The following is a 25272-nucleotide window of genomic DNA, read 5'->3' as shown; positions in this document are numbered from 1 at the left end:
GGGCCGCGCCAGCAGCGGCTAGGTGGCCTGCAACAGCAGCGGCGGACCCGGGTCGGGCGACAGCGGGACGTTCTCCCGCTGCATCAACCAGCCCGCGATGTTGTGGAACAGCGGGGCCGCGGAGTGACCGGGCGTACCGTCGGCGTTGCGCTCCGGGTTGTCCATCATGATGCCGATCACGTAGCGCGGATTGTCGACGGTGGCCATCCCGGCGAAGGTGATCCAGTAGACGTTGTCGAAGTAGCAGCCGCAGCCCGGGTTGATCTGCTGCGCGGTACCGGTCTTGCCGGCCATCTGGTAGCCGGGCACCGCGGCCGCAGGACCGGTGCCCTGCTGGTAGCCCATCGGGTCGTGTTGCACGACGGCGCGCAGCATGTCCCGCACGGTCTGCGCGGTCTGCGCCGAGACCACCCGAACACCTTCCGGGCGCGCTTCTTCGGTGCGGGTGCCGTCGGGGGCGATGGTGGCCTTGATGATTCGCGGCGGGATCCGCACCCCGTCGTTGGCGATGGTCTGGTACATGTCCGTCATCTGTAGCAAGGTCATCGAAAGACCTTGCCCGATAGGCAGGTTGGAGAACGTGCTGCCCGACCACTGGTCGATCGGCGGCACCAGCCCGGCACTCTCACCGGGCAGCCCGACGTTGGTGCGCTGCCCCAGCCCGAACTTGCGGACCATGTCGTAGAAGCGTTCCGGCCCGACGCGTTGCGCCAGCATCAGGGTGCCGACGTTGGAGGATTTCCCGAACACGCCGGTGGTGGTGTAGGGCATCACGCCGTGATCCCACGCGTCGTGCACGTTGACGCCACCCATGTTGATGGAGCCGGGCACCTGCAGCACCTCGTCGGGGTTGGAGAGGCCGTATTCGATGACCGACGACGCGGTGATGATCTTGTTCACCGAACCGGGTTCGAACGGCGAGGACACCGGCAGGTTGCCCAGCTGCCGGTCGCCCTGGCGACCGATGTCCTGGGACGGGTCGAAGGTGTTGTCGTTGGCCATGGCCAGCACTTCACCGGTCTTCGCGTCCAGCACGACGGCCGAAACATTGTGTGCCCCAGACAGATTCTTGGCCTGCTGGACCTGCTGCTGCACGTAGAACTGGATGTCGTTGTCGATGGTGAGCTGCACGGTCGAACCGTTGACCGCCTTGTGCCGGTTGCGGTAACTGCCCGGGATGACCACGCCGTCGGACCCGCGGTCGTAGGTGATCGAGCCGTCGGTGCCCGACAGCACCGAGTCCATGCTGTCCTCGAGGCCCAGCAGGCCGTGGCCGTCCCAGTCGATGCCGCCGACGACGTTGGCCGCCAACGACCCGCCCGGATACTGGCGCAGGTCCTGCCGCTCGGACCCGACCTCGGGGTACTTGTCCGAGATGGCGCCGGCGATGGCCGGGTCGACGGCACGCGCCAGGTAGACGAAGTTGTCGCCCGATTGCAGCTTCTTCAGCAGGGTCGCGTAGTCCGGCTTGTTGTCCAGCCGCGCCGCAACCTCTTTGGCGATGTCCCGCAGCCGCTGTTGGGGATCGGGAGCGGACGGGTTCTTCTTCCTGGCGTCTTCCAGTTGCTGGCGGATCCGCTTGGGCTGGAACGTCAGGGCCCGCGATTCGATGGTGAACGCCAGCTGCTGGTTGTTGCGGTCGACGATACTGCCGCGGATGGCTTTCGAGACGTCGGTGACCTTGAGCTGCCCGGCGGCCTGGGCGCGCAGCTTCGGCGCGTTGGTGACCTGCAGGACGAACAGCTGCGCCCCGGCCACCAGCATCAGCACCAGGATGACCACGTAGCCGACGCGATGCCGGACGACGAACAACCCGCCGCGCGGGGCCGCATCGACGACGTGGCGGGTACGCCGTTCGTTAGCCGAATGGCCGAGCGGGGCCTCGCCGGATTTCTTGGCTTTGCGGAATCCCTTTGCTTCCGGCTTGCGCGTGCGGTTCGGTTGCCGGACGTCTTTGGCCTGTCGCGGTTTACGCGGACCGCGCGTCGGTCGCGGCCGGCGTGTCCGGCCGTCCTCGCCGCGACTCACCGGGTGGGCCCTGCTGAGGCGCCGGGCGGTGCGACCTGCGCGCCGTTGTTCCGAGTGGCTGGCGGCCCGAGCAATGCCGGGACGGCGGCTTGCGGCGCCCGTTGTACCGGGACCGGCACTTCCGCCGGTAATGGCGTCGGCACCGAAAGGGGCGGTCCGCCAACCGGAATCGGCACTTCGGCGGGCATCGGAGCGGCCGCCGGGCCCGCGGGTGCGGGCAGCCCGGGCATCGGCAGACCCGGCGTCGGCAGCTCCGGGGCCGGCAGCGCCTGTGCCGGAAGTCCTTGCGTCGGAAGTCCTTGCGTGGGAAGTCCTTGGGTCGGCAGTCCTGGCGCCGGCAAACCCGGCGTCGGCAGCATACCCGGGAATTGCCCGCCAATCGGGCCACCAGGGCTGCCCGGCGCGCCGGGCGCAGCCGGCGCCAGATGTTGACCACCCAGTGTCGTCGAGCCATCCGGAGCGCGCAGCAGCGCCTCGGGCCCGCCGGCGCGGCCCGGCACCAGCGCAGCACCCGGATTCGGTTGCACGCGGACCGGGACTTCCGGCGGCAGCGCCGCCGGTTTCGGCGGTGCGGGCGGGCCTTCCTTGGGCAGCTTGGTGTTCAGCGGAGGTGGCGGCACGCCGTCGGCGGGCTTGGGCGTGCCGACCACCACCCAGCTACCGGACGGATCCTGCACCAGATGAGCGGTGTCGCGGGTCGGGATCATGCCCTGCTTACGGGCGGCTTCGGCCAGCGCCGGCGCGGCCTCCGCCTCGCGCACATCGCGTTCCAGCGCCTCCTTTTGCTGCTGCAACAACCGGTTCTTCTCGCGCGCGTGACTCAACTGGTAGGAACGCTCCGCGGAATCGGTGGATAGCCACAGCGTGAGCGCCAGGCCGAGACCGAGCGCGCCGATGACCAGCACGACGAACGGAACCTTGGCCAGCAGCGTCTGCGGACGCAGGTCGACCGACGACAGCCGAATGGCTATCCGCTCACTCAGCCGAGGCCGAACAACCTTGGGCGCTTTGGCTTTCCGCGCCTTGGCGCGGGCCTTGGCCTGGCCGCGGCTCTTGGGACGCGCCTTGCGCTCGACCGGCCGTGCGTTGGGGCTGGTTTGCGGGCCGGAGGTGGCCGCCCGTGCCTCGCGACCGGTCGCCGTACCCCGCGCCGGCCGGGTGCGCCGCGTCGTGGAGTCCGCCGCGTTGCGCCTGGCCTTGCGGGCGGCAACGTCACGCCCACCGCGCCGGTCGGTGCGGCGTTTCGGCGCCTCGCGCTTGGCTTTCGCTTTCATGAGTCGCCCTTCTCGGTCACCCGCGGGTGTGGTTGTCCCTCGACGTCCAGCCGTTGCAAGGCCCGTAGTCGCACGGCGGTGCTGCGCGGGTTACGTTCGATTTCGTCGGCGCCGGCGCGCTCGGCACCGCGGGTCAGCGACCGGAATCGCGGGCCGCGGCCGGGCAGCTCGAACGGGAGATCCACCGGCGTGCCCGAAGCGACCGCGTCGGCGAACTCGCGCTTGACGATCCGGTCTTCCAGCGACTGGTAGGCCATCACCACGATGCGTCCACCGACGGTGAGCGCATCCAACGCGGCCGGGACGGCCCGGCGCAGCGTGTCCAGCTCGTCGTTGACCGCGATCCGCAGCGCCTGGAAGGTGCGCTTGGCCGGGTGCCCGCCGGTGCGCCGGGCCGCGGCCGGAATCGCCTGGTACAGAAGCTCGACGAGCTCGCCGGTCGAGCGCAGCGGGGCGCTGGCCCGCCGGCGGACGATGCGGGCGACGATCCGGCGGGCGAACCGCTCCTCGCCGTAACGGTGCAGGATGTTCGCCAGTTCGGCCTCGTCGTAGGTGTTGACGATGTCGGCCGCGGTCAGCGGGGACGACGGATCCATCCGCATGTCCAGCGGCGCATCCTGGGCGTAGGCGAACCCGCGCTCGGCCCGGTCGAGTTGCATGGACGACACACCCAGATCGAACAGCACCCCGTCGATCGATTCCTGTGCGGCATAACCGGATTCGGCCAGGGCTTCGTCGATGCGGTCATACCGCGTGTGCACCAGTGTGATTCGGTCGGCGAACGGCGCCAGCCGGTCGCGGGCAATGTCAAGGGCGCTGGGATCGCGGTCGAGACCGATCAATCGCAGGCCCGGAAGTTCGGTGAGGAATCGTTGGGCGTGCCCGCTCGCGCCGAGGGTGGCATCGACGAGCACCGCGCCGGATCCGTCGGCGTGCCGACGGGTCAATGCCGGGGTGAGCAGTTCGACGCACCGCGAAAGCAGCACGGGCACATGCCCGAAGTCCTTGTCGGCCACCGCAACACCTCCGGGGGTCGGGCGAGCTGCCTGTGCGCTCCTGTGGCCCTGCCGTACCGCCAAGGCTGGGGCCCAGGCACCGAGGTCCCTGTCCGAAGCTACGAACCTGGCGTTGGGGAAGTACGCCAGGGTCGGTTCGGGCAGAGGCCACGATGCACGGGCATGCGCCTCAGATGATGTCGCCGAGTGCTTCATCGCTGGCCGCGGAGAAGTTCTCTTCGTGCGTTTGCTGGTAGTCCTGCCAGGCCTGGGCATCCCAGATCTCGAGGTAGTCGACCGCACCGATCACCACGCACTCCTTGGATAGGTTGGCGTAGCGGCGGTGGTCGGCCGACAAGGTGATGCGCCCCTGGGCATCGGGGTGCTGCTCATCGGTGCCGGCGGCCAGATTGCGCAGGAACGCCCTGGCTTCCGGGTTACTTCGAGACGTCTTGCTGGCCCGGCGGGCGAACTGCTCGAATTCCGCCCGCGGGTAGACGGCGAGGCTGTGATCTTGGCTCTTGGTGACCATCAACCCCCCTGCCAACGCGTCACGGAACTTGGCGGGCAACGTCAGTCGCCCTTTGTCGTCGAGTTTGGGCGTGTAGGTGCCGAGAAACACCTGCTCACCTCCTGCGGAGACCGGCTCTCGCCGCGCCCAAACACTTCAGCCACCATACCCCACAGTCCCCCACTTTGCCCCATAAAAGGGGTGTCGGCGGGGCGTTTCGCGGATCATTTGCCACGTCACGCCGGCCCGCGGCCGCGGACCGTCGTTTCCGAGCGCGGGCGCGCCATTGGGAAACCGCATTTCAGACGCCAAAGTCGGGCGGTGGGGCGAAGTGGGGCGCCCCGGTGGGGCGGAGTGGGGCGCGGATCGGCCTCGATTGGGATTCGAATCGGACTCGAGGCACAAAAACAAGGGGCAGCCGGTCGGCTGCCCCTTAAGGTTTGCGGTTGGTCACTCGTCGAAGCGACGGCGGAAGCGGTCTTCCATGCAGCTGGTGAAGGAGCCCCCGCCCCCCTTGTTGCGGCGTTGCCGCGAACCCTGCGCGGGCCCGGATGGGTTGGGGCGCCCGGACATCCGCGGACCGGTAATGGCGAACACCACGCCACCGAACATCACAACGAAGCCAACGACGCTGAGAATCGGGAAGCTGCCAATCATCGTGGCCTTGAAGGCCACGCCGGAAACCAGCATCGCCAGACCGATAACGAAGAGAGCCGCACCCTGCAGACGGCGTCGCGCAGTGGGTGCGCGGAACCCCCCGCCACGTACGCTCGACGCGAACTTGGGATCCTCGGCGTAGAGAGCGCTCTCGATCTGATCGAGCATCCGCTGCTCATGATCGGAGAGTGGCATTCGTCCCTCCTTGCCGACAGATTGACACGTAACTATCGATAGCACGCGGATGCCCATTGTATGGGCAACTAAGTCAAATGATACGAGGTCAATCTGACCCGTACCACTGGTTCGTCCGCGATTCTATCTCCGTTGCTTCCCGACGATCATCGGGCCGCAACGGCGAAGCGTTACAACACCCTTGCCGAAACCCGCCCGGTCGTCGACAGATTGCCACCACCGCCCGTCACCCGAACGCCCCCGGACCCGATAATGGCCATACGGGCCCGGGCCCGCTGCGCCGCCGACGCCGACAAGTGCACGACGCCGGATCACTGTGACGAGGAGGACACCGCGAGTTGGCGATATTCCTCATCGATCTGCCACCGAACGATATGGAGCGCCGCCTCGGTAACGCCCTCGCGGTCTACATCGACGCGATGCGGTACCCGCGGGGCGCCGAGAACCAGCGGGCCGCAATGTGGCTCGAGCACATCCGCCGCCGTGGGTGGCAGGCCGCCGCGGCGGTCGAGACGGACGTCCCCGAGGGCGGCGCGGTGCCGTCGGCGTCGGAACTGAGCGATGCGCCGTTGCTCGGGGTGGCCTACGGGTACCCGGGGGCGCCCGGGCAGTGGTGGCAGCAACAGGTGGTGTTGGGGATGCAACGCGGCGGTCTGCCGGCTCAGGAGATCGCGCGGCTGATGAGCAGCTATTTCGAGCTGACCGAACTGCACATTCATCCGCGCGCCCAGGGCCGCGGGATCGGCGAGGCATTGGCCCGCCGGCTGCTCGCCGGGCGCTGCGAGCGCAACGTCCTGCTCTCGACACCGGAAACCAACGGTGAGGCCAATCGCGCGTGGCGGTTGTACCGGCGGCTGGGCTTCGACGACATCATCCGCCGCTACCACTTCGCCGGTGACCCACGGGCGTTCGCGATCCTGGGTCGCCCGCTACCGCTCTAGCACCACCGGATCTGGCACGATGACCTGGTGCGCGCCAGCTCTCCCCCACGTCGAACCCGAGCAATGACTCGCGTGCTGGCCATCGCCATGCTGATGCTGCTGGTGCCCCTGGCGACCGGATGCCTGCGAGCCAGAGCCTCGCTGACCGTCTCGCCCGACGACCTAGTGTCCGGGGAGATCATCGCCGCGGCCAAACCGAAGACCCCCAAGGACACCGGCCCGCAGCTCGACACCAACAATTTGCCGTTCAGCGAGAAGGTGGCGGTGTCGAACTACGACAGCGACGGCTACGTCGGGTCGCAGGCGGTGTTCTCGGACTTGACGTTTGGCGAACTGCCGCAGCTGGCCAACATGAACTCCGACGCCGCCGGTGTGAACGTGTCGCTACGGCGCAACGGCAACGTGGTGATCCTGGAAGGCCGCGCCGATCTGACGTCGCTGACCGATCCGGACGCCGACGTCGAGCTGACCGTCGCCTTTCCCGGCATCGTGACGTCCACCAACGGTGACCGCGTCGATCCCGACGCGGTGTCGTGGAAGCTCAAGCCGGGTGTGGTGAGCACGATGACCGCCCAGGCGCGTTACACCGATCCCAACACCCGTTCCTTCACTGGCGCGGGGGTGTGGCTGGGCATCGCGTCGTTCGCGGCGGCGGGCGTGGTCGCGCTGCTGGCCTGGATGAGCCGGGACCGCTCCGAGCGGTTCACCACCCCGGGCAACCAGCCGCCATCGGGCTAGACGCGCTGGGTAGGAGACCAGTACTCGATCATCTCGGCGAAGGTGGCAAACGCCGGGCCGGACAGCCCGTAGGTCGCCTCCAGGTGGATGCTCAGCGGAAAGCCCAGCTCGCCGACACCGTCCACCACCCGCTTGTACAGGTCGAGCATCATCTGGCGCTTCCGAGGCGGTTCGCAGGCGGCGAGCTGCTTGACGAACTCCTGCTCGGCGGCCACCGCGGCGTTGCCCGGGTCCTGAATGAGCCAGTTGATCAGGCCGGTCTTGTTCTCCATCTGCGGTACGAAGCCAAACGACAGCAGGATCTCGGGCCGGTGATCGGTGGTCTTGGCGAAGTCGGTCAAAAAGCCCACGATCGCGTCGGAGTACAGCAACTGGGTCATGCCGTAGGTGGCGCCCTGGTCGCATTTGAAGTTGAACCGACCGTGTTCGCCCTCGCGGGTGGGAATCAGGATCACGCCGCGGTTGACCACCAGGTCGCGATAGATCGACAGGGCGTCGGTCGGTGCGACGCCGGAGCCCTCGCCGTCGTTCATGGTGCGCGGGACGCCGACGAACACGACGCCCTCCATGCCGGCATCGGTGAGCTCGGTCAGCCGCTCCCGCAGCGTCGATTCGTCCATGAACGCGGTGACCTGCGTGCATAACCCGGCGATGCCGGGCAGTTCGGGCTTGATGACCGACCAGAAGTCCAGCACGTCGAATTTGGGTTTCATCGGGACCGGACGGTCGTCGTCCTCGGCGATGATGCCGGGGATCATCACGTGACGGATGCGACCGTCGAGGCCGGACTCGGCGGAGAACTGCAAAACCTTGCGCGCCTCGTCCAGCGCCCGCTCCCGACCCCCGTCCACGTTCGGCGGCACCAGCTCGAGCGCGACGGTGCTGAGAGTCACGCGGCTCCTCTCCCTCGGACTAATGGCACCTCGCCAGCATAGGGGCGCGGGGTTACCGCCCGCCTTGGCGGGGACTCGTGGCCATGGGAAGGTGGACCCCGTCGGGGTGGCGAATACACTGGTCGGGCTATAGAAACACCGAGGCATGTCAGAGCAGAAAGGGGCGCCGCGCTGAGCCTCAAATCGCCAGCGGCAACCGTCGAGTTGACCGGCGCGATTTCCGAGCAACTCCGCCGGTACCTGCGCGCGCGGCGCGGCGAGACCGCCTACATCGGTGGCGACTATCCCACGCTGATCTCGACCCTCGAAGACTTTGTCCTCACCGGCGGCAAACGGCTGCGGCCCGCCTTCGCCTACTGGGGATGGCGCGCGGTCGCCGACGCCGAGCCCGACGGGCCGGCGCTGCTGCTGTTTTCCGCGCTCGAGCTGCTGCAAGCCTGCGCGCTGGTGCATGACGACGTCATCGACGACTCCGCCACCCGCCGGGGCAAGCCGACCGTGCACGTCCGTTTCGCCGCGCTGCACCGCGAGCGGAAGTGGCGCGGCTCCGCGGATCGGTTCGGGATGTCGGCGGCCATCCTGCTGGGCGACCTGGCCCTGGCGTGGGCCGACGACATCGTGTTCGACGCGGACCTGTCCCGGGATGCGCAGCGGCGAGTCCGGCGAGTCTGGGCCGACATCCGCACAGAGGTACTGGGCGGCCAATACCTCGACATCGTCGCCGAGGCCGGCGCCGACGAGTCGATCGCGTCAGCGATGAACGTCGACACATTCAAGACCGCCTGCTACACGGTGACGCGGCCGCTGCAGCTCGGGGCGGCCGCGGCCGCCGACCGCCCGGATGTGCAGGCCGCCTTTGCCCAACTCGGAACCGACCTCGGGGTGGCATTCCAACTACGCGATGACGTGCTGGGCGTGTTCGGCGATCCCGCCGTGACGGGCAAGCCATCCGGCGACGACTTGCGCTCGGGCAAGCGCACCGTGCTGCTGGCCGAAGCAGTGGAATTGGCGGACAAGTCAAATCCCTTGGCGGCCAACCTCTTACGGGATTCCATCGGCGCGCCGTTGACCGACGCGCAAGTGGCCGACCTACGCGAGGCCATCGAGTCGGTGGGAGCCCTGACCGCGGCCGAGCAGCGCATCGCCTCCCTGACCGAGCGGGCGCTGGCCGCACTCGCGGCGGCACCTATCAGCGCGCCGGCCAAGGTCGGGCTGTCCGAATTGGCCAGATTGGCCACCGACCAGGCCGCCTGAGGCGATGACCATGCCGAGCGACGTCGACGGTGCGCCAGCGAAAAGGTCTGTTGCGGAACAATTTTCCTTACTCAAGGCGTTCGCTGCCGCGCCGCAGGCCCGCCCCGCGAAGCTGGGGTTCGTGGGTTCGGTGCTGATCACGGCCGGCGGCCTGGGCGCGGGCAGCACCAAGCCACACGACCCGGTGCTGGAGTCGATCCACATGTCCTGGCTGCGGTTTGGCCACGGGCTGGTGCTCTCGTCGATTCTGTTGTGGACGGGCGTGGCGCTGATGCTGATCGCCTGGCTGGCGCTGGGCCGGCGCGTTATTGCCGGCGAGACCACCGAATTCGTGGTGCGCGCCACCACCGGCTGCTGGTTGGCGCCACTGCTGTTATCGGTGCCGGTGTTCAGCCGCGACACCTATTCCTATCTGGCGCAGGGCGCGCTGCTGCGCGACGGCTTCGACCCCTACGCGGTGGGCCCGGTGGCCAACCCGAATGTGTTGCTGGACAACGTAAGCCCCATTTGGACGATTACCACCGCGCCGTACGGTCCGGTGTTCATCCTCATCGCCAAGCTCGTCACGGTGATGGTCGGCAATCACGTGATCGCCGGAACCATGCTGCTGCGCTTGTGCATGCTGCCGGGGCTGGCGCTGTTGATCTGGGCCGCTCCCCGACTCGCCCACCACATCGGCACCAGCGGCGCGGCCGCGTTGTGGATCTGTGTGCTCAACCCGCTGGTGCTGATCCACCTGATGGGCGGGGTGCACAACGAGATGCTGATGGTGGGCTTGATGACCGCCGGCATCGCGCTGACCTTCGCACGCCGGCACGTCCTGGGCATCACCCTGGTCACGATCGCGGTCGCGGTCAAGGCGACCGCCGCGCTGTCGTTGCCGTTTCTGGTCTGGGTGTGGATGCGCCATCTGCGCGATCAACGCGGATATCGGCCGGTGCGGGCATTCGCCGCGGCCACCGCGATGGGGCTGCTGATCTTCGTGGCGGTGTTCGCCATCTTGTCCGCGGTCGCCGGCGTCGGCCTGGGCTGGCTCACCGCGCTGGCCGGATCGGTGAAGATCATCAACTGGCTGACCGTACCGACCGCGGCGGCCAACGTGATCCACTTTCTCGTCAACGGGTTCGTCCCGGTCAACTTCTATGCCACGCTGCGGATCACCCGCTACATCGGCATCGTGATCATCGCGGTGTCGCTGCCGCTGTTGTGGTGGCGGTACCGTCACGACGACCGGGGCGCGCTGACCGGCATGGCGTGGTCGATGCTGATCGTGGTGCTGTTCGTGCCGGCCGCGCTGCCCTGGTACTACTCCTGGCCGCTGGCGGTGGCGTCCCCGCTGGCGCAGTCCCGACGGGCGATCGCCGTCATCGGCGGGCTTTCCACCTGGGCCATGGTGATTTTCAAGCCCAACGGATCCCACGGCATGTATTCCTGGACGCACTTCTCGATGGCGACCCTGGCGGCGCTGATCGCCTGGCGGGCGCTGTACCGGGCGCCGGAAGCGCCCGGTAGGCAGGCCGAAGAACCTCTCGCCGCTTAGTACGCCATGGCTTGGGCCCGGCGCACCACCTCGCGGGCCTGGTGGGCGTGCAACGCGTCGACGGGGCGGGCGTTGTTCAGCGCGTCGCGGCTGCCGTCGCGCGTCGCCGTCAGCGACGAGTCGGGGGTGAACAGCCAGCGCGCGATCTCGGTCTCGTGATAGCCGCCGTCGTGCAAAATTGTCAGCAATCCCGGCAGGCTCTTGACGACCTCCCCGCTCTTGGTGAAGAACACCTGCGGTATCACCACACCCCCGGCGCGGCGGATCGCAAGCAGGTGACCTTCGCGCAGCTGCTGCTGCACCTTGCTCACCGGCACGCCGAGCAATTCGGCGACCCGGGGCAGGTCGTAGGTTGGCTCGTCGGGGTCCAAAACATCGTCGCCGGCCGGAATACTGCCCACGGCGCCAGTGTAGGCCGTGGTAGCCGGCGCGGAGGCGCCTTGACCGGATGTTCTGCCGGCGATCGCCGACCCGCACCTACGATGGCCCCCGTGAGCAGACCCGGCCCGGGCGACCCGTTGAACAGCACGTTGCTGGACGGCCGCTATCTGGTGCAGGGCAAGATCGCCAGCGGCGGGACCTCGACGGTGTACCACGGCCTCGATATCCGGCTCGACCGCCCGGTCGCGCTGAAGGTGATGGATTCGCGCTACGCCGGTGACAGCCAGTTCCTGACCCGCTTCCAGCTGGAAGCCCGCACGGTCGCCCGGCTCAAGGATCCGGGGCTGGTCGCGGTCTACGACCAGGGGCTGGACGCGCGGCACCCGTTTCTGGTAATGGAGCTCATCGAGGGCGGCACCCTGCGCGAGCTGCTGGCCGAACGCGGCCCGATGCCGCCGCATGCCGTGGTGGCGGTGCTGCGCCCCGTGCTGGGTGGGCTGGCCGCCGCGCACCGCGCCGGGCTGGTGCATCGTGACGTCAAACCCGAGAACGTGCTGATCTCCGACGACGGCGACGTCAAGATCGCCGATTTCGGGTTGGTACGTGCGGTCGCGGCCGCCGGGATCACCTCTACCAGTGTCATTTTGGGCACGGCGGCCTATTTGTCGCCCGAGCAGGTGCGCGACGGCAATGCCGGCCCGCGCAGCGATGTCTACGCCGCCGGGATCCTCACCTACGAACTGCTGACCGGCCGCGCGCCGTTCACCGGCGACTCCCCACTGTCGGTCGCCTACCAACGACTCGACCACGACGTGCCGCGTCCGGGCAGCGTGATCGACGGTGTGCCAACCCAATTCGACGACCTCGTGGCGTGTGCGACCGCGCGCGATGCCGCGCGGCGGTACGCCGACGCCATCGAGATGCTCGCCGACGTCGAGGCGATCGCCGAGGAGTTGGACCTGCCCGACTTCCGGGTGCCGGCGCCACGCAACTCCGCCCAGCATCGCTCGGCGGCACTGCACCACAGCCGGATGACGCAGCAGCGGCCCGCGGCGCCGCCCCCGCCTGCGGCGGTGCGCCCGCCCACCCGCCAGCTGAGCCGCGGACCCGGCGACTGGCCGGAACCCGAACCCGGGAGCCACAGCGAAGCCGAATACCAATCCGTCACAGGCGAATTCGCCGGCATCGCGATAAGCGAATTCGCCCTCGCCCGTCAGCAAAACCGCCGCATGGTGCTGATCTGGGTGGCACTGGTGCTGGCGCTGACCGGCCTGGCCGCGACGGCCGGCTGGACGATTGGCAGCAACCTGACCGGACTGCTGACGGCCGGGTAGTTTTTCAATGTCAGTTGAAATGCTATCGTTCGCAGGTGTCGTCACCTGGGAAAACGATCAAGCGGCGCGGCAGACGCCAGGGCGAGCCGGTATCGCGCGACGTCGTCCTGCGTGCGGCCAAGCGGCAGTTCGCGTCGCACGGCTATGACAAGACGACCCTGCGAGCGATTGCCGACGACGCGCGAGTCGATCCGTCGATGGTCCTGTATCTCTTCGGCTCCAAGGCGGCGTTGTTTCGCGAGTCGATGAAGTTGGTCCTGCCGGCCGACTTGCTGACCAGCGTGATCGCCGAGAAAGACGACGAGTTGGGCTTCCGCGTGGTGCGCGCCTACCTGAGTATCTGGGAGCATCCCGAGACGGCCGCAAGCATGGCCTCGATGATCCAGTCGGCGACGTCGAACACCGATGCCAACGATGCGTTTCGGGGTTTCCTGCACGACTATCTGATGACCGCGGTGTCCGGCGCGCTGATGACCGCGGTGTCCGGCGCGTTGGGCGGCGGCGACGATGCGAGACTGCGCGCGATGCTGGCCGCGACCAACCTCGTCCGCACCGCGATGCTGCGATACGTCATGCGTGTTCCACCCCTGACGTCGCTCGGGGTCGACGAGGTGGTCAGGCTGCTGGGGCCTGCGGTACATCGGTTCCTAACCGCCCCCGCCGACGAGCTGGGACTGGAACCGCCGGGCAATAACTACACCGCGGTTGCCTCGACGATGGACAGCGGCGACACCGTGTCGACGACGCGGTTCATCCGGAAACCGGCTTGATCGAACAGCCGCCCGTACTCGTCCGCCGTGCGTTCGCGGGCGCCGGCGACGGCCAGCATCTCGATGCCCATCCACTTTCCGTGGAAGTCGCGGTCGTGGTTGGGAATGACGAACTCGCACAACAACAGTCGCGCACCACCGCGGGCCGCGGTGCGGACGTTCTTCAGGATGCGGACCGCGTCTTCTTCGGGCCAATCGTGGATGACGCTCTTGAGCACATAGGCGTCACCGCCCTCCGGCACGGAATCGAAGAACGATCCCGGTTCGATCCGCACGCGGTCGTCGACTCCGAATTTGCGCAACAACTCGGGTGCGCCCGCCACCACCTCGGGAAGATCGAACAGCACGCCGCGCGAACGCGGGGCCGTCTCCAGGATCGCGGCCAACAGCCGGCCGTGTCCGCCACCGACGTCGACGATCGTGCCGAACGCACCGAAGTCGTAGGCGGCGGTCAAGGGCACGATCGCGAACTCGGACAGATTGGTCATGGCGGAGTTGAAAACCGCCCCCAGCTCCGCCTCGTCGGCCAGGTACTCTAAAAGCGGTTTGCCGCGCAGCTCGGGGACCACCGGATGCCCGGTCTGGATCGCGTCGGTCAAATGGCTCCAGTGCTCGCGATGCTGGGGCGACCCGACCCACCGCGCCATCCCGGCCATCGACACGGGGGGCGTCGGTGCACAGTGTTGCCGCGAGTGGGGTAAGTGCATAGCGGCCGTCGCGGCGCTGGCGGAAAATGCCGATGCCGATCAACGCGCGCATGAGTCGCCTCAGGGCGTCGGCGTCGGCGCCCACCCGGTCGGCCAGCTGCTCCCCGGACAGCGGGCCAGCTGCCAGAGCATCTGCCACGCCGAGATCCGCCGCGGCCGTAATTGCCTGTGCGACCCACGCATTCAGGATCAATTCCATCATCACCGCCGCAGCCGGCGCGGACCGTTGGCGCAGTCGTGACAGTTGATAGCGGGCCCGTTCCACGGCTCGGGCGACCTTGGCCGGCGGCACTTTAGACGTCAAATGACTACTACCTTCCTCGTCTGAGCGCGGTGCCGCGCGACCGCTCGCCCAGTCGCTAATGGACTATGCCCGCAAACAGCAATTTTTTCAATATCTATTGAAAAAATTGCTGTTTCGACATCGAGTTCCGGGAGGGGCCGAACGAACGGAGTCGTCATGCCACGTCTAGCCACCAAGGTCGTCGTTGCGGCGATCCTCGCCTTCACCGCCATAACGGCGAGCGGATGCGTTCCCGCGGCCACCGCGCCCGATGCGGGACCGCCCCTCGGGGTCGCAGCGGGGTGATGCCGCAGCGCGCCGAATGCCCCAGCGGCAATCGGTGAATCAAGCAATCCTGTCGCGGCCCTGGTCGATCGGGCGCTATACTCGATCGGCCAGGGCTGCCTGCCGAATACCTTGCCGCACAACGTTTCTCGCTGTCAGTTGCCAGCCGCCCTCGGCGCGGCGACCCAGCCATGCATATGCCCACCCTCAGCCTGCGGCGGTTGCGGCTTGAACCGAATCCAGCAGCGCATCGACGTTGAGCTGGGGCTGGATGCCCGCCGTGCCCGCCAGGCCTGGCGCGGCCAACCCGGCCAGCGGGGCCGCCACTGTGCTCGACGTGCTCGGGACGATGGGGGAAACGGAGGAAGCGACCGCGACGGCGCCGTAGGCGTTGGTGATGGACGCGCCCCCGGAGCCGGCGAGGGCGGTCGCGGTGTTTGCGGTGGTCACGACGGCGACCTGCCCCACGCCGACGCAATGGAGGGTGGCGGAGCCGTCGAGGAGGTTGACCAAAACCTCCAGATACGGCCCCGGAGTGAGGATCACGGGACTCGATCCTGCAGTGACTAGGGTGTTGACGGGAATCACCACACCGTCCTCAGTACAGTCGATGATCGTCTGAACCGCGCTGCCGGGGTTGACGATGACCGAGCCGTAGGTGACGAGTTGGGTGCCGGGACCGATGACCGTGATCGAGCCGCTGTTCAGGAGCATCCCGGTGTTGGTGCCGAGGGTGATAGTGCTGTCCGGCGAGACGGTCACGGTTTGGTCCGGACCGACGGGCCCGACGAAGTCAACGTCGGAACTGAGGGTTTGCATGGTCGCCTGCTGGGTGGCGCTGGTGACGTTTTCGGTGGCCTGTTCGGTGGCCTGCGCCACCGCCTGGGCCTGGGCGTTTTGCCCGGTCGAACTGGTGGTCTGCGGCGGCTCGTCAAATGAGTTCAGGGTGCTGGCGACCTCGGAATCGGCCGCGTAGCCATACATGGCGGTGGCGTCTTGAATCCACATCTGCATGTACTGCGCTTCGGTCGCCGCGATCGCCGGGGTGTTCTGTCCGAAGAAGTTGGTTGCGACCAACGTCGTCAGCTGTATCCGGTTGGCCACAATCTCCGGCGGGGGCACCGTCATGTCAAACGCCGCCTCGTAAGCCGCCGCCGCCGCGGAGGCCCGGGCGCCGGTCTGCGCGGCCTGGGCGGCGGCTACAGACAGCCACTGCACGTACGGCATGGCCGCGGCGGTCATCAGCAACGACGAGGGTCCGGACCACGCCGGGCCGGTCAATCCGGCCAGTTCGGCCGCATAACCGCTCGCGTTCGACTCGAGCTGGGCGGCCACCGCGTTCCAGCCCGCCGCGGCTATCAGCAATGGCCCCGACCCGGGGCCGGCGTACATGAGCCCGGAGTTGACCTCCGGCGGTAGCAACGCAAAGTCCATGTCCTCGGTCCTTCCCGCGGTTGGCGGACGGCTATTTCAATTTCAATAGTCATTGAATTTTTTTTCAAACGGCCATAGATATAGCCACCACCGTGGTCCGGCACCAGAAAATGGACTTAAACGATGCGTGACGGCAAGCCGCACGGATGAGCGGGCGACACGAATCTTAATGTAACCTCAAGAATATCTTATTTTTCTTATTTTTGGTGTAGCGTGCTGCTGCATGAGTTCGACAACGCTCGGCGTCGACTCGCCGAACCGGCTCGGCGAGCACGCAGTCGTACTGGGTGCCGGAATGGCGGGTTTACTTGCCGCGCGCGTACTTTCGGAGTTTTACGATTCGGTCAGTGTGGTCGAGCGGGATAGGTTGCCCGACTATCCGTGTCATCGCCGGGGCATCCCTCAGGGTCGCCATGTCCATAATTTCCACAGCCGCGGCCTGCAGGTGCTGGAGGAACTGTTTCCCGCGTTGTTACCCGACCTGGCCCGGGCCGGGGCGGGCGTCGTCGACGACGGTGAGCTGTCGAACTTCTACGTGCGGTTCGGGCGCTACGAGATGAAGACGTCCGGCAGATTCGCCGATCCGGCCGCGCTGGCGATTCATCTGGCCAGCCGGCCGTTTGTGGAGTATCACCTGCGCCGGCGCGTCAAGGCCCTGCCCAACGTGACCTTCCTGGACGGACACGACGTGTCCGAGCTCGTCACCACCGCGGACATCGTCAACGGCGTGCGAATCATCAGGCGCCACAACGGGTTTCTCACGACGCTGGACGCCGATCTGGTGGTGGATGCCAGGGGCCGGGCGGCGCGCACCCCGGCGTTTCTGGACAAGCTGGGATTCGAACGGCCCGCCGAGCTCCGGGCGCAGACCCGGTTGGGCTACTCGACCCAACAGTTGAGCATCCCCGACGGCTCCATCGCCCAACGGCTGGTGCTGTTCAACCCGGGAGGCGGCCAGCCGGGCGGCCTGTTACTCGCCTGCGAGCACGATATGTGGATGCTGGCGATAGGCCAACCGGCCGAAACCGGCGACCCGCCAACCGATTTCGCCTCGATGCTTGCGATCGCCGAGCAGAGTCTTCCCCCGGCGATCGCCGAGGGGCTGCGCAATGCCCAGCCCCTCGGCGAGGCCGTCACCCATCGCCACACCGCCGCGGTCTGGCGGCGCTATGACCGGATGCCGCGGTTTCCCGCGGGGCTGCTGGTGATCGGCGACGCGTTGTGCAGCCTCGACCCGACCTACGGTCAGGGCATGACGATCGCCGCCCTGGAAGCGCTGACCCTGCGCGAGTGCCTCAGCGTCGGCAGAACCGGCCTGGCACAACGTTATTTCCGGGCGACGGCGCACTACATCGGCGAGACGTGGGCCGCCAATCAAGCCAGGTCGCGGGTCACTTCCCCGACTCACGACCGGAATTCCATGTGGCAGCGGCTATCCCGCTGGATGTCCAGGGCCGCGCTCAAAGCCGCCGCCCACGATGTTGTGCTGACCGAACGCTTCTTTCGGATCTTTAACTTCGTCGACCCACCGTCGCGGCTGCGGGATCCCGCCCTGATACCGCGCATCGTACTGGCCAATCTGCGGGCGCTGCTCACCCGGTCGCCGCAGCATTCCGTCGCTGCAGTGGCCGCCCCGCAACCCGAGCCGGTTACGGTGCGAAGTTAGTCGCGCAGCATCTCGGCGACCAGGAACGCCAGCTCCAGTGATTGCTGAGTGTTCAGCCGCGGGTCGCAGGCGGTCTCGTAGCGGCCGCCCAGGTCGTGGTCCGAAATGTCTTGTGCGCCACCCAAACACTCGGTGACATCCTCGCCGGTGATCTCGACGTGGATGCCGCCCGGGTGGGTGCCCAGCGCGCGATGCACCTCGAAGAAGCCCTGCACCTCGTCGACGATGCGATCGAAATGACGGGTCTTGTACCCGGTGGAGGACTCGTGGGTGTTGCCGTGCATCGGGTCGCACTGCCAGATCACCTGGTGGCCGGTGGCCTGCACCTTCTCGATGATCGGCGGCAGCAGATCGCGGACCTTGTTGTTGCCCATCCGGCTGACCAGCGTGAGCCGTCCCGACTTGTTGTGCGGGTCCAGGCGCTCGACGTACTCCATCGCCAGCTCGGGTGTCATCGTCGGGCCGAGCTTGACGCCGATCGGGTTGGCGATCACCTCGGCGAACGCGATGTGGGCGCCGTCGAGTTGCCGGGTCCGCTCCCCGATCCACACCGTGTGCGCCGACAGGTCGTACAGCTGGGGCTCGCCACCCTCGGATTCGGACAACCGCAGCATCGCCCGCTCGTAGTCGAGCACCAGGGCCTCGTGGCTGGCGTAGATCTCGGCGGTTTGCAGGTTGCGGTCGGCCACGCCGCACGCGCTCATGAAGCTCAGCGCGCGGTCGATCTCGGCCGCCAGCGCCTCGTAGCGGGCACCGGCCGGCGAGGTCCGGACGAACTCCCGGTTCCAGTCGTGCACGCCATGCAGCGAAGCCAACCCCGACGACGTCAGCGCCCGCATCAGGTTCATCGCCGCGCTGGCGTTGGCGTAGGCGCGCACCAGCCGCGACGGGTCGTGCTCGCGCGCGGCGCCATCCGGGGCGAAGCCGTTGATCATGTCGCCGCGGTAGGACTTCAGGCCCAGCGCGTCGATGTCGGCCGAGCGCGGCTTGGCGTACTGACCGGCGATGCGGGCCACCTTGACCACCGGCAGGCTGGCGCCATAGGTCAGCACCACCGCCATCTGCAGCAGGGTGCGGACGTTGCCGCGGATGTGAGGCTCGGTGTTGTCGACGAACGTCTCGGCGCAGTCGCCGCCCTGCAAAAGAAACGCCTCGCCGTTGGCGACCTGGGCGAGTTGTTCCTGTAGCCGCACGATTTCGGACGGCACCGTCACCGGCGGAACGGATTCCAGGACCGTGCGCATCGCCGCGGCCTGCTCGTCGGGCCAGGCCGGCTGTTGAGCGGCCGGCTTGGTTAGCGCGGCGTCCAGCCGGGTCCGCAAGTCAGCGGGCAGCGGCGGCAGTGCAGGCAGCTGGTCGATCGGTATGTCGACGGTCCAGTTCATCGGTCCATGATATCTGTGGCCAGCCTGGGCTAACGCCACTCGTCGATGCGCGCAGCAGCTCGGGCCGGGGCTATTTATCGGGTCGCTTTCGCGCCCGCGTCGTCGCCGGAGACTATCAGCCGGAATCGGCGCATCTGATCGCGGGCATCGACCAGCGCGTCGTGGACGTCGCGGTGCCGCGGCGGCAACCGCGGCGATCCCCGGTCCTCCCACAGTTGGCGCAGCTCCCGGGTGAAACGCGGTATCGCCTTGGGCAGTCCCGGCATCGGCCCCCACAGTTGGCACAACGCAACGTGGTCGTAGGCCGCCACCCAGGCCCACAGCTCGATCGGTTCGGCGGCCTCCCCGTCAAAGATGCCGAAGAACTCTTCCAGGTCCTGGCGAATCTGCTGGCGCGAGCGCCACAGCTGCGAGGCCGATGGCGGCAGCTTGGGCAGCACGTTGGCGCGCACCCAGGCGCCGGCCCGCCCGGGATCGAATTCGGTGGACACGGCGTAGTACTCGCGACCGTCTTCGGCGACCACCCCGATCGAGATCAAGTCGATGGTGCGGCCGTCCTCGATGAACTCGGTGTCGTAGAAGTACCGCACCAAGAAAGCCTAGGCGAGGAGGCCGACGGTCAGCCCAGTCCCCGCTATCTGGCGATCAGGATCGGCTTGGTCCCCTCGGGTGGCGCCGCGGGATGGACGTCGTGGTCGAGCTGGGCGTCGACCAGGCGGTCGTCGGGCAGCCGCGGTGTACCGGCGATCGCGCACTGCAGCCACAGGCAACCGACAGCAGCACCCCGCTCATCAGCGCGGAGACGGGCGCGGGAGCTTGGCTGTGGGCGTCGGCCAGCAAGGTGTGGAACGGGAAGAGTCCGGCCTTGGCGCCATAACCGATCAGCAACAGCCCACCGGCCAGCCGCGCTATGGCGGGATTCAGGCCGTGGGCATGCGCGGCAAGGGCATCGAGGTTCAACGCGTGCGCGGCCGGTGCCCCGCCGTCGCGCGCGGCGAAGTACAGCAGCACGGTCCCCAGGAATGCGACCGCTATGCCGACCGAGCAGATCACGACGTACTTCCAGGTCGCTTCCAGCGCGGTGCGGGTGCGGCGATGCCCCACCAGGAAGGTGGTGATCACCGTGGTGGCCTCGATCGCCACCCACACCACACCAATGTTGTTGGCGCACACCGCGAGGACCATCGCCGCCAAGAACGCCGGTGTCAGTACGCCGTATAGGCGGGCACCACGCTCGTCGGTGTGGGCGCGCTCGAGTTCGCCGTCGATATAGGACATGCCCGCCCAGGTGGCCAGCGTGCCGACCGTCCCGATCACGATGAGCATCGTCACCGTGAGCGCATCGGCTCGCAGCAGCCCGCCGAGCGCGAACCCGGTACCGGCGCCGACCCGAATGCCCAGCGCCACGCCGCACACCAGCACGGCGACCGCGGACAGCACTGTCAGCGCCGCCGTCACGCGCTGCCACCCGCCGGCCAGGGCGGCAACGGATGCTGCGGCCGCGGGCAAGGATCGCGGTGAGCAGTAACACGGTCATCAGTCGCGCAGTTCCTGCAGCTTGTCCAAATCGGCGTCGCCGAAGGCGTGTCGCCGCCGGCCGGTCAGCACGCCGATCACGATGACGGCGAAGAGCACGTCCAGTGAGGCTCCAAGTTCGACGATCAACGGAACTCCCGCGGTGAGGAGGAACGCCGTCGCGGCAATCCCGTTGTCCAGCATCAGGAATCCGGCCGCTTGCGAGACCGCGTGCAGCCGGGTGGTCAACACGAAGAGTGCGATCAGCATCACCGCGAACGCGGCGGGCACGGCGCTGGTACTGGGGCCCGGCTCCAGGTCGACCACCGGCTGCGTGATCGCAAACGCGGCGACCGTCAATCCGCCGGTGATCAGCAACGAACTGGTGGTGTTGATCAGCCGGGTGGCCTCGCGTCGCGCGACGACGTCGGCTCCCACCGCGCGGGCGAGCAGCCACGGCAACACCACCACGCGCAGCACCAGCACGGCGACGGCCACGCCGATCAGCGCGACATCGTGGTCGTGGATGCCGCGCAGTGCCGGGATCGCGGCCAGTGCCAGGCCCTGCCAGGCCAGCAGATGGACAATGGCGGACAGCTCGCGGCGCCACACGATCAGGACGGCGGCCAGCACGAGTCCGCCGGCGGCGAAGTCCACCAGGGTGGAGAAGTTGGCGTCGGTCATCGCTGAGCCCTCACGCGCGGACGGTGAAGAAGTTGGCGGCGGTGACCGCGAGCAGGGCCAGCAGGAACGAACCGGCCAACAGTTCGGGCACCCGGAACAATCGAAGTTTGGCGACGAACACCTCGAACGTCGCAAGCAACGCGGCCAGCAACGCCACCTTGGCCACGATCGCCACCACCCCGGTCAACACCTCGAGCGCGGTGGGGGTCGCGCCGGCAATCCCCACGGCAGGAACAGGTTTGCCAGCAGCGCCAGCAGCACCGTCAGCCGCATCCCGGACGCCCATTCGACGAGCGCCAACCGGGGGCCGGCGTATTCGAGCACCATCGCCTCGTGCACCATCGTCAACTCCAGGTGGGTCGCCGGGTTGTCGACCGGCAGCCGCCCGGTTTCGGCGACGATGACGACGACCAGCGCGACAAAGGCGAGCACCGCGGTCAAGAACATGACGTGATCGGGGTGCGCGGTCGTATTGGTCACCAGCGCACCGAGATTGGACGACCCGGCGGGAATGGACAGCGCGAACACCGCCAGCAGGATGGTCGGCTCGACCAGGGCGGCGATGGTGATCTCGCGGCTGGCGCCCATACCGCCGAACGAGGTGCCCGTGTCGATGCCGACCAGGGTGAGCGCAACCGTGCGGCGACCACCGCGGGTGCGGCGGCGCACACGATCGTCGTTCCCGTCGGCGTGATCTGTTGCTTGCCAAGCTGTTTGAGTAGATCGCGCCACGGCTGCAGCACGCCACCGCCCGCGCGCCCCTCCCAGCGGGCCCGCACCTGACGCGTCACACCGACCACCAGCGGCGCGCCCACCGTGACCACGCCGAGCTGCGCCGCACCGGCGACGTAGGACATCGCGTTCACTTGGCCGCCACCAGCACGATCAGCACGCCCAGCGCACCGTAGGCCAGGTAGAGGTGCACGCTGCCGGCGTGAGCGCGCCGCATCCACCCGGCCATGGCCCCGATCGCGCCGACCACCGGGGTATACAGGCGCTGTTCGATCGCGTCGGTGATCGCGGTCCGGTAGGCGATTCGGTCGGCCATGAAGCGCGTCTCGGCCGTCGGGATCACCTCGATGTCGGTATCGGGGCGCAGCACCTCCCCGAAGACCCGCTGCAGCGACTCGGCGAAGGACGTGGCGGTGTACTGCATCCGCTCGGTGAGATCAGCGGCGCCGCAAGCCCATAGCGGCAACTCGACCGGTTCGGGCCGCCGCCGGGAACGCAGCAGGGTCAGCCCGGACGCCACCAGCGCCGCGCCGAGGACACCGGCGGCGATCACGCCGGGCGCGATCGAACCCGGCACACCGGGCAATCGCACCACGGTGCCGAAGTCGGTGAATGCGACCGCGCGGCCCAGCGGCAGCGTTGCGATGGTCCGTCGCACCAGTGGCGCGACGAGCCCCGGCGCCATCGCCAGGATCAGGCAGGCGCCCGCCGCGACCGCCATGCCGGCGCGCATGCTGGCCGGCGCCTCACCCGCGCCGGCGGCCTGGCTGGAGCGGGGACGGGCGAAGAATCCGATCCCGAACGCCTTGACCATTGCGGCCACACTCAGACCGGTGGCGTGTGCGACCGCGCCGACGGCCAACGGTGTCGTCAGCGCCACCATCGGATCGTCTCCGGGGGCGGCGTGGACCAGGGACTGGACCAGCAGCCACTCACCGACGAAGCCGGTGCCGAGCGGCAGCCCGCAGGCGCCCAGCGCCGCCACCCCGAAGCACCCGGTGGTGATCGGCATCCGGCGGGCCAGTCCGCCGAGCAGGTCGAGGTCGCGCAGGTGTGTCGCGGCTACCACCGATCCGGCCGCCAAAAAGCCCAGGCTCTTGAACGCCGCATGCGCCATCAGATGCACCACCGCGGCGGCCGCGGCGATCGTCGCCGGACCGAGGGCACCGGTGTCCACGAAAAGCGTTGCCGCACCGAGTGCCAACGTGACCAGGCCCATGTTCTCGGTCGTCGAATAGGCCAGCAGCCGTTTGATGTCGGTAGCCACCGAGGCCTGCAGCACGCCGTACAGCGCGGAGATGGCGCCGACGGCCATCAGCGCCAGCCCCCACCAGCGGGGCCCCGGCCCGAGCAACTGCAGATCGAAGCGAACGATGCCGTAGATAGCGAGGTTGACCATCGCCGCACTCATCAACGCCGACACCGGGCTGGGCGCCTCGGGATGGGCGCGCGGCAACCAGGCGTGCAGCGGCACCAACCCCGCCTTCGACCCGAAGCCGGCGAACGTCAGCACGAACACCGTGGCGCGGGCCCCGCCGGACACCCCGGTGAGGTCGGCGAGCCGGTCGGATCCGCCGGCCGCCGACAACACCATCAGCCCGACCAGGATCGCGACGAACCCGAGCTGGGTCATCACCGCGTACGACAGACCCGCCGAGCGGACCTGCGGCCGGGTGTCCTCGGACAGCACCAGCATCAGCGACGTGACCGCCATCAACTCCCAGGCCAGCAAAAAGGTCGGGACCGATCCCGCGGCCGGCACCAGTTCCATCGCCGCGACGAACACCGGCAGCACCGCCAGCGTGGTCGAACCCAGCCGCTCGCGCCGGGCGCACCCGATCGCATAACAACCCACCGGGACCGCGACCGCGCCCGTGAGCGCCACGAAGAATCCGCCGAGTGGGTCGAGTTTGATCCGTACGCCGGACAGCGGGAGAAGCCAGTCGATATCGGCCGGACGTACCGATCCGAACATGCCCCGCAAGCCCAGGCACACCCCGACGATGCCCACGGCGGACGTGGTCACGCCGCCGATGATTCGGCCAAAACCGGTTCTTGACAACACATTTGGTGTCGACGTCGCGACGACGGTCGACGTGGTTGTCGTCACTTCCCCGTCACCGATCGCAGCGCCGCGACGATGTCGGCCGGTGTGGGCGTGGACATCCCGCAATCTCGACATCGACGGGCACCACCTCCCCCACCGAACCCGCGACGGCGTAGGCATCCCCGAACACCCCTCGGTTCAGGGCGCAGTCGCCGCACGCGATCACCACCCGCGGCCGCGGCGTCGCAGCAAGGGCATTGCGCAGCGGGTCGGCCATGTTGCGCGTCACCACCCCGGTCACCAGCAGAGCATCGGCGTGCCGGGGCGAGGCCACCAGCCGTGCCCCGAACCGCTCGGCGTCGTACACCGGGCCGAACGCTCCGGAAATCTCGACCTCGCATCCGTTGCATGAACCCGCGTCGACGTGCCGGATCTGCAGCGACCCTCGCACCCCCGCCGGCGGTGCCGTTGCCGACGGCCCGGCCGGCGCCGCGGCTTCGACGATCCGGCCGACGCGAAGGATTTTGGCGAACCATCCCATGGCGCTAATTCGCCGCAGGGTCGGCGCGCAGGTCTTCGAGCACCGCGACCCGATCTGTCAGCACCCGGGCCATTACCTGGCGGGCCACCGCGAGCAGTTCGGCGATGTCAGGCGAGGCGAGCGAGTAGGTCACGACGTTGCCGTCGCGGTCCGCGACGACAACACCAGCCCGGCGCAGCACCGCCAGCTGCTGGGAAAGGTTCGACGCCTCGAGTCCGACATCGGACGCCAGCAACTCCCCGACCGAGCGGTCGCGCTGCACCAGCAGCTCGAGGTTCCGGATGCGGGCCGGGTGCCCAAGCGTCTTGAAAAAGTCGGCTTTGAGCTTGTAAAGGGGATTCGACTCCACCTTTGTTCTTGAACGATTCAACGTTCCTTTAGTTGATCAGTTGAAGAAGTCATCATACGGCTCGGTGTCGTCGCGGCTGACCGGAGGTCGACGGGGCCGGCAACCGTGAGCCGAACCGGCTCGCGGTCGGCTC

20 protein-coding genes and 4 pseudogenes are annotated in these 25272 nt (G+C 68.1%); 7 read left to right on the top strand and 17 right to left on the bottom strand.

What is annotated here, in order from left to right; genetic code table 11:
• Positions 1 to 18 precede the first annotated feature (18 nt).
• From T428_RS0103620 to T428_RS0103600, 5 genes are all read right to left on the bottom strand, one after another.
• Positions 19 to 2028: a peptidoglycan D,D-transpeptidase FtsI family protein gene (locus T428_RS0103620; protein ID WP_025735397.1), complete on the bottom strand. Its 2010-nt coding sequence runs from the start codon at positions 2026 to 2028 to the stop codon at positions 19 to 21.
• The gene (gene ftsL, locus T428_RS0103615; RefSeq protein WP_025735396.1) at positions 2025 to 3302 is read right to left on the bottom strand and encodes a cell division protein FtsL; all 1278 of its coding nucleotides are present in this window, start codon (positions 3300 to 3302) and stop codon (positions 2025 to 2027) included. The genes T428_RS0103620 and ftsL overlap by 4 nt, the downstream gene beginning before the upstream one ends.
• Positions 3299 to 4513 (bottom strand): 16S rRNA (cytosine(1402)-N(4))-methyltransferase RsmH, encoded by a 1215-nt coding sequence (gene rsmH / locus T428_RS0103610; protein ID WP_156942831.1) that lies wholly within the window; start codon positions 4511 to 4513, stop codon positions 3299 to 3301. Before rsmH ends, ftsL begins: the two co-directional genes overlap by 4 nt.
• The gene (gene mraZ / locus T428_RS0103605) at positions 4488 to 4919 is read right to left on the bottom strand and encodes a division/cell wall cluster transcriptional repressor MraZ (protein WP_025735394.1); all 432 of its coding nucleotides are present in this window, start codon (positions 4917 to 4919) and stop codon (positions 4488 to 4490) included. Before mraZ ends, rsmH begins: the two co-directional genes overlap by 26 nt.
• 339 nt (positions 4920 to 5258) lie before the next feature.
• Complete coding sequence (locus T428_RS0103600; protein ID WP_025735393.1) at positions 5259 to 5660, bottom strand: DUF3040 domain-containing protein; 402 nt, start codon at positions 5658 to 5660, stop codon at positions 5259 to 5261.
• A 338-nt stretch (positions 5661 to 5998) separates the two neighbouring features.
• On the opposite strand from T428_RS0103600, the gene T428_RS0103595 reads away from it, so the two are divergent.
• Together T428_RS0103595 and lppM are read left to right on the top strand one after the other, a co-directional pair.
• Positions 5999 to 6601: a GNAT family N-acetyltransferase gene (locus T428_RS0103595; RefSeq protein WP_025735392.1), complete on the top strand. Its 603-nt coding sequence runs from the start codon at positions 5999 to 6001 to the stop codon at positions 6599 to 6601.
• Between the two features lie 63 nt (positions 6602 to 6664).
• Positions 6665 to 7339 carry a lipoprotein LppM gene (lppM, locus tag T428_RS0103590; protein ID WP_156942830.1) on the top strand — a complete coding sequence of 225 codons (675 nt, stop codon included), beginning with the start codon at positions 6665 to 6667 and terminating at the stop codon, positions 7337 to 7339.
• Here lppM and T428_RS0103585 read toward each other — a convergent pair.
• Positions 7336 to 8232: a mycobacterial-type methylenetetrahydrofolate reductase gene (locus T428_RS0103585; protein WP_025735390.1), complete on the bottom strand. Its 897-nt coding sequence runs from the start codon at positions 8230 to 8232 to the stop codon at positions 7336 to 7338. The genes lppM and T428_RS0103585 overlap by 4 nt on opposite strands.
• A gap of 204 nt (positions 8233 to 8436) precedes the next feature.
• On the opposite strand from T428_RS0103585, the gene idsA2 reads away from it, so the two are divergent.
• A complete protein-coding gene (gene idsA2, locus T428_RS0103580) occupies positions 8437 to 9486 on the top strand; it encodes a bifunctional (2E,6E)-farnesyl/geranyl diphosphate synthase (protein WP_025735389.1) in 1050 nt (349 codons plus the stop codon).
• A 4-nt stretch (positions 9487 to 9490) separates the two neighbouring features.
• Positions 9491 to 11026, top strand: coding sequence for an alpha-(1->6)-mannopyranosyltransferase A (locus T428_RS0103575; protein ID WP_025735388.1), 1536 nt, complete (start codon positions 9491 to 9493; stop codon positions 11024 to 11026).
• Here the strand turns inward: T428_RS0103575 and T428_RS0103570 are convergent.
• Positions 11023 to 11427: an Rv2175c family DNA-binding protein gene (locus T428_RS0103570; RefSeq protein WP_025735387.1), complete on the bottom strand. Its 405-nt coding sequence runs from the start codon at positions 11425 to 11427 to the stop codon at positions 11023 to 11025. The genes T428_RS0103575 and T428_RS0103570 overlap by 4 nt on opposite strands.
• Before the next feature lie 81 nt (positions 11428 to 11508).
• Between T428_RS0103570 and T428_RS0103565 the strand changes: the two genes are divergently transcribed.
• Positions 11509 to 12741, top strand: a complete 1233-nt coding sequence (locus tag T428_RS0103565; RefSeq protein ID WP_051465102.1) for a protein kinase domain-containing protein — start codon at positions 11509 to 11511, stop codon at positions 12739 to 12741.
• A gap of 35 nt (positions 12742 to 12776) precedes the next feature.
• The gene (locus tag T428_RS0103560) at positions 12777 to 13511 is read left to right on the top strand and encodes a TetR/AcrR family transcriptional regulator (protein WP_025735385.1); all 735 of its coding nucleotides are present in this window, start codon (positions 12777 to 12779) and stop codon (positions 13509 to 13511) included.
• Here the strand turns inward: T428_RS0103560 and T428_RS25415 are convergent.
• A pseudogene (locus T428_RS25415) lies at positions 13436 to 14522 on the bottom strand (methyltransferase). The gene T428_RS0103560 and the pseudogene T428_RS25415 sit on opposite strands and share 76 nt — an antisense overlap.
• Positions 14523 to 14993: 471 nt before the next feature.
• Entirely contained in the window at positions 14994 to 16220 is a 1227-nt protein-coding gene (locus T428_RS35265; RefSeq protein WP_025735384.1) for a PPE family protein, read from the bottom strand.
• 223 nt (positions 16221 to 16443) lie between these two features.
• On the opposite strand from T428_RS35265, the gene T428_RS0103545 reads away from it, so the two are divergent.
• Complete coding sequence (locus T428_RS0103545; RefSeq protein WP_025735383.1) at positions 16444 to 17886, top strand: FAD-dependent oxidoreductase; 1443 nt, start codon at positions 16444 to 16446, stop codon at positions 17884 to 17886.
• Here the strand turns inward: T428_RS0103545 and T428_RS0103540 are convergent.
• From T428_RS0103540 to T428_RS0103505, 8 genes and pseudogenes are all read right to left on the bottom strand, one after another.
• Entirely contained in the window at positions 17883 to 19271 is a 1389-nt protein-coding gene (locus tag T428_RS0103540; RefSeq protein WP_025735382.1) for a class II 3-deoxy-7-phosphoheptulonate synthase, read from the bottom strand. The two genes, T428_RS0103545 and T428_RS0103540, sit on opposite strands and share 4 nt — an antisense overlap.
• A gap of 74 nt (positions 19272 to 19345) precedes the next feature.
• A complete protein-coding gene (locus T428_RS0103535; RefSeq protein WP_025735381.1) occupies positions 19346 to 19861 on the bottom strand; it encodes a polyadenylate-specific 3'-exoribonuclease AS in 516 nt (171 codons plus the stop codon).
• A 175-nt stretch (positions 19862 to 20036) separates the two neighbouring features.
• Positions 20037 to 20808: pseudogene (locus tag T428_RS25405) on the bottom strand (proton-conducting transporter transmembrane domain-containing protein); the annotation flags it as partial.
• Entirely contained in the window at positions 20808 to 21470 is a 663-nt protein-coding gene (locus T428_RS0103525) for a hypothetical protein (protein WP_025735380.1), read from the bottom strand. The gene T428_RS0103525 and the pseudogene T428_RS25405, both read right to left, overlap by 1 nt.
• A 10-nt stretch (positions 21471 to 21480) precedes the next feature.
• A pseudogene (locus T428_RS25400) lies at positions 21481 to 22327 on the bottom strand (respiratory chain complex I subunit 1 family protein).
• Positions 22328 to 22332: 5 nt separating this feature from the next.
• Positions 22333 to 24240 (bottom strand): proton-conducting transporter transmembrane domain-containing protein, encoded by a 1908-nt coding sequence (locus T428_RS0103515; protein ID WP_036467103.1) that lies wholly within the window; start codon positions 24238 to 24240, stop codon positions 22333 to 22335.
• 68 nt (positions 24241 to 24308) lie between these two features.
• Positions 24309 to 24790 (bottom strand): annotated as a pseudogene (locus T428_RS25395) (NADH-quinone oxidoreductase subunit B family protein).
• 4 nt (positions 24791 to 24794) lie between these two features.
• Positions 24795 to 25139 (bottom strand): lsr2/espR transcriptional regulator, encoded by a 345-nt coding sequence (locus tag T428_RS0103505; RefSeq protein ID WP_025735378.1) that lies wholly within the window; start codon positions 25137 to 25139, stop codon positions 24795 to 24797.
• Positions 25140 to 25272 lie beyond the last annotated feature (133 nt).

It is taken from the genome of Mycobacterium genavense ATCC 51234, from assembly GCF_000526915.1.
Taxonomy (GTDB): Bacteria; Actinomycetota; Actinomycetes; order Mycobacteriales; family Mycobacteriaceae; genus Mycobacterium; species Mycobacterium genavense.
Note: the sequence above shows the minus strand (reverse complement) of the source record. Positions and strands in the feature narration are given on the sequence as shown.

Bases quoted from the DNA above. Each gene is read 5' to 3' on its own strand.
- ftsL (WP_025735396.1), bottom strand. From the start codon at position 3,302: ATGAAAGCGAAAGCCAAGCGCGAGGCGCCGAAACGCCGCACCGACCGG.
- rsmH (WP_156942831.1), bottom strand. From the start codon at position 4,513: ATGAAGCACTCGGCGACATCATCTGAGGCGCATGCCCGTGCATCGTGG.
- T428_RS0103600 (WP_025735393.1), bottom strand. From the start codon at position 5,660: ATGCCACTCTCCGATCATGAGCAGCGGATGCTCGATCAGATCGAGAGC.
- lppM (WP_156942830.1), top strand. From the start codon at position 6,665: ATGACTCGCGTGCTGGCCATCGCCATGCTGATGCTGCTGGTGCCCCTG.
- T428_RS0103575 (WP_025735388.1), top strand. From the start codon at position 9,491: ATGACCATGCCGAGCGACGTCGACGGTGCGCCAGCGAAAAGGTCTGTT.
- T428_RS0103565 (WP_051465102.1), top strand. From the start codon at position 11,509: ATGGCCCCCGTGAGCAGACCCGGCCCGGGCGACCCGTTGAACAGCACG.
- T428_RS35265 (WP_025735384.1), bottom strand. From the start codon at position 16,220: ATGGACTTTGCGTTGCTACCGCCGGAGGTCAACTCCGGGCTCATGTAC.
- T428_RS0103545 (WP_025735383.1), top strand. From the start codon at position 16,444: ATGAGTTCGACAACGCTCGGCGTCGACTCGCCGAACCGGCTCGGCGAG.
- T428_RS0103540 (WP_025735382.1), bottom strand. From the start codon at position 19,271: ATGAACTGGACCGTCGACATACCGATCGACCAGCTGCCTGCACTGCCG.
- T428_RS0103525 (WP_025735380.1), bottom strand. From the start codon at position 21,470: ATGACCGACGCCAACTTCTCCACCCTGGTGGACTTCGCCGCCGGCGGA.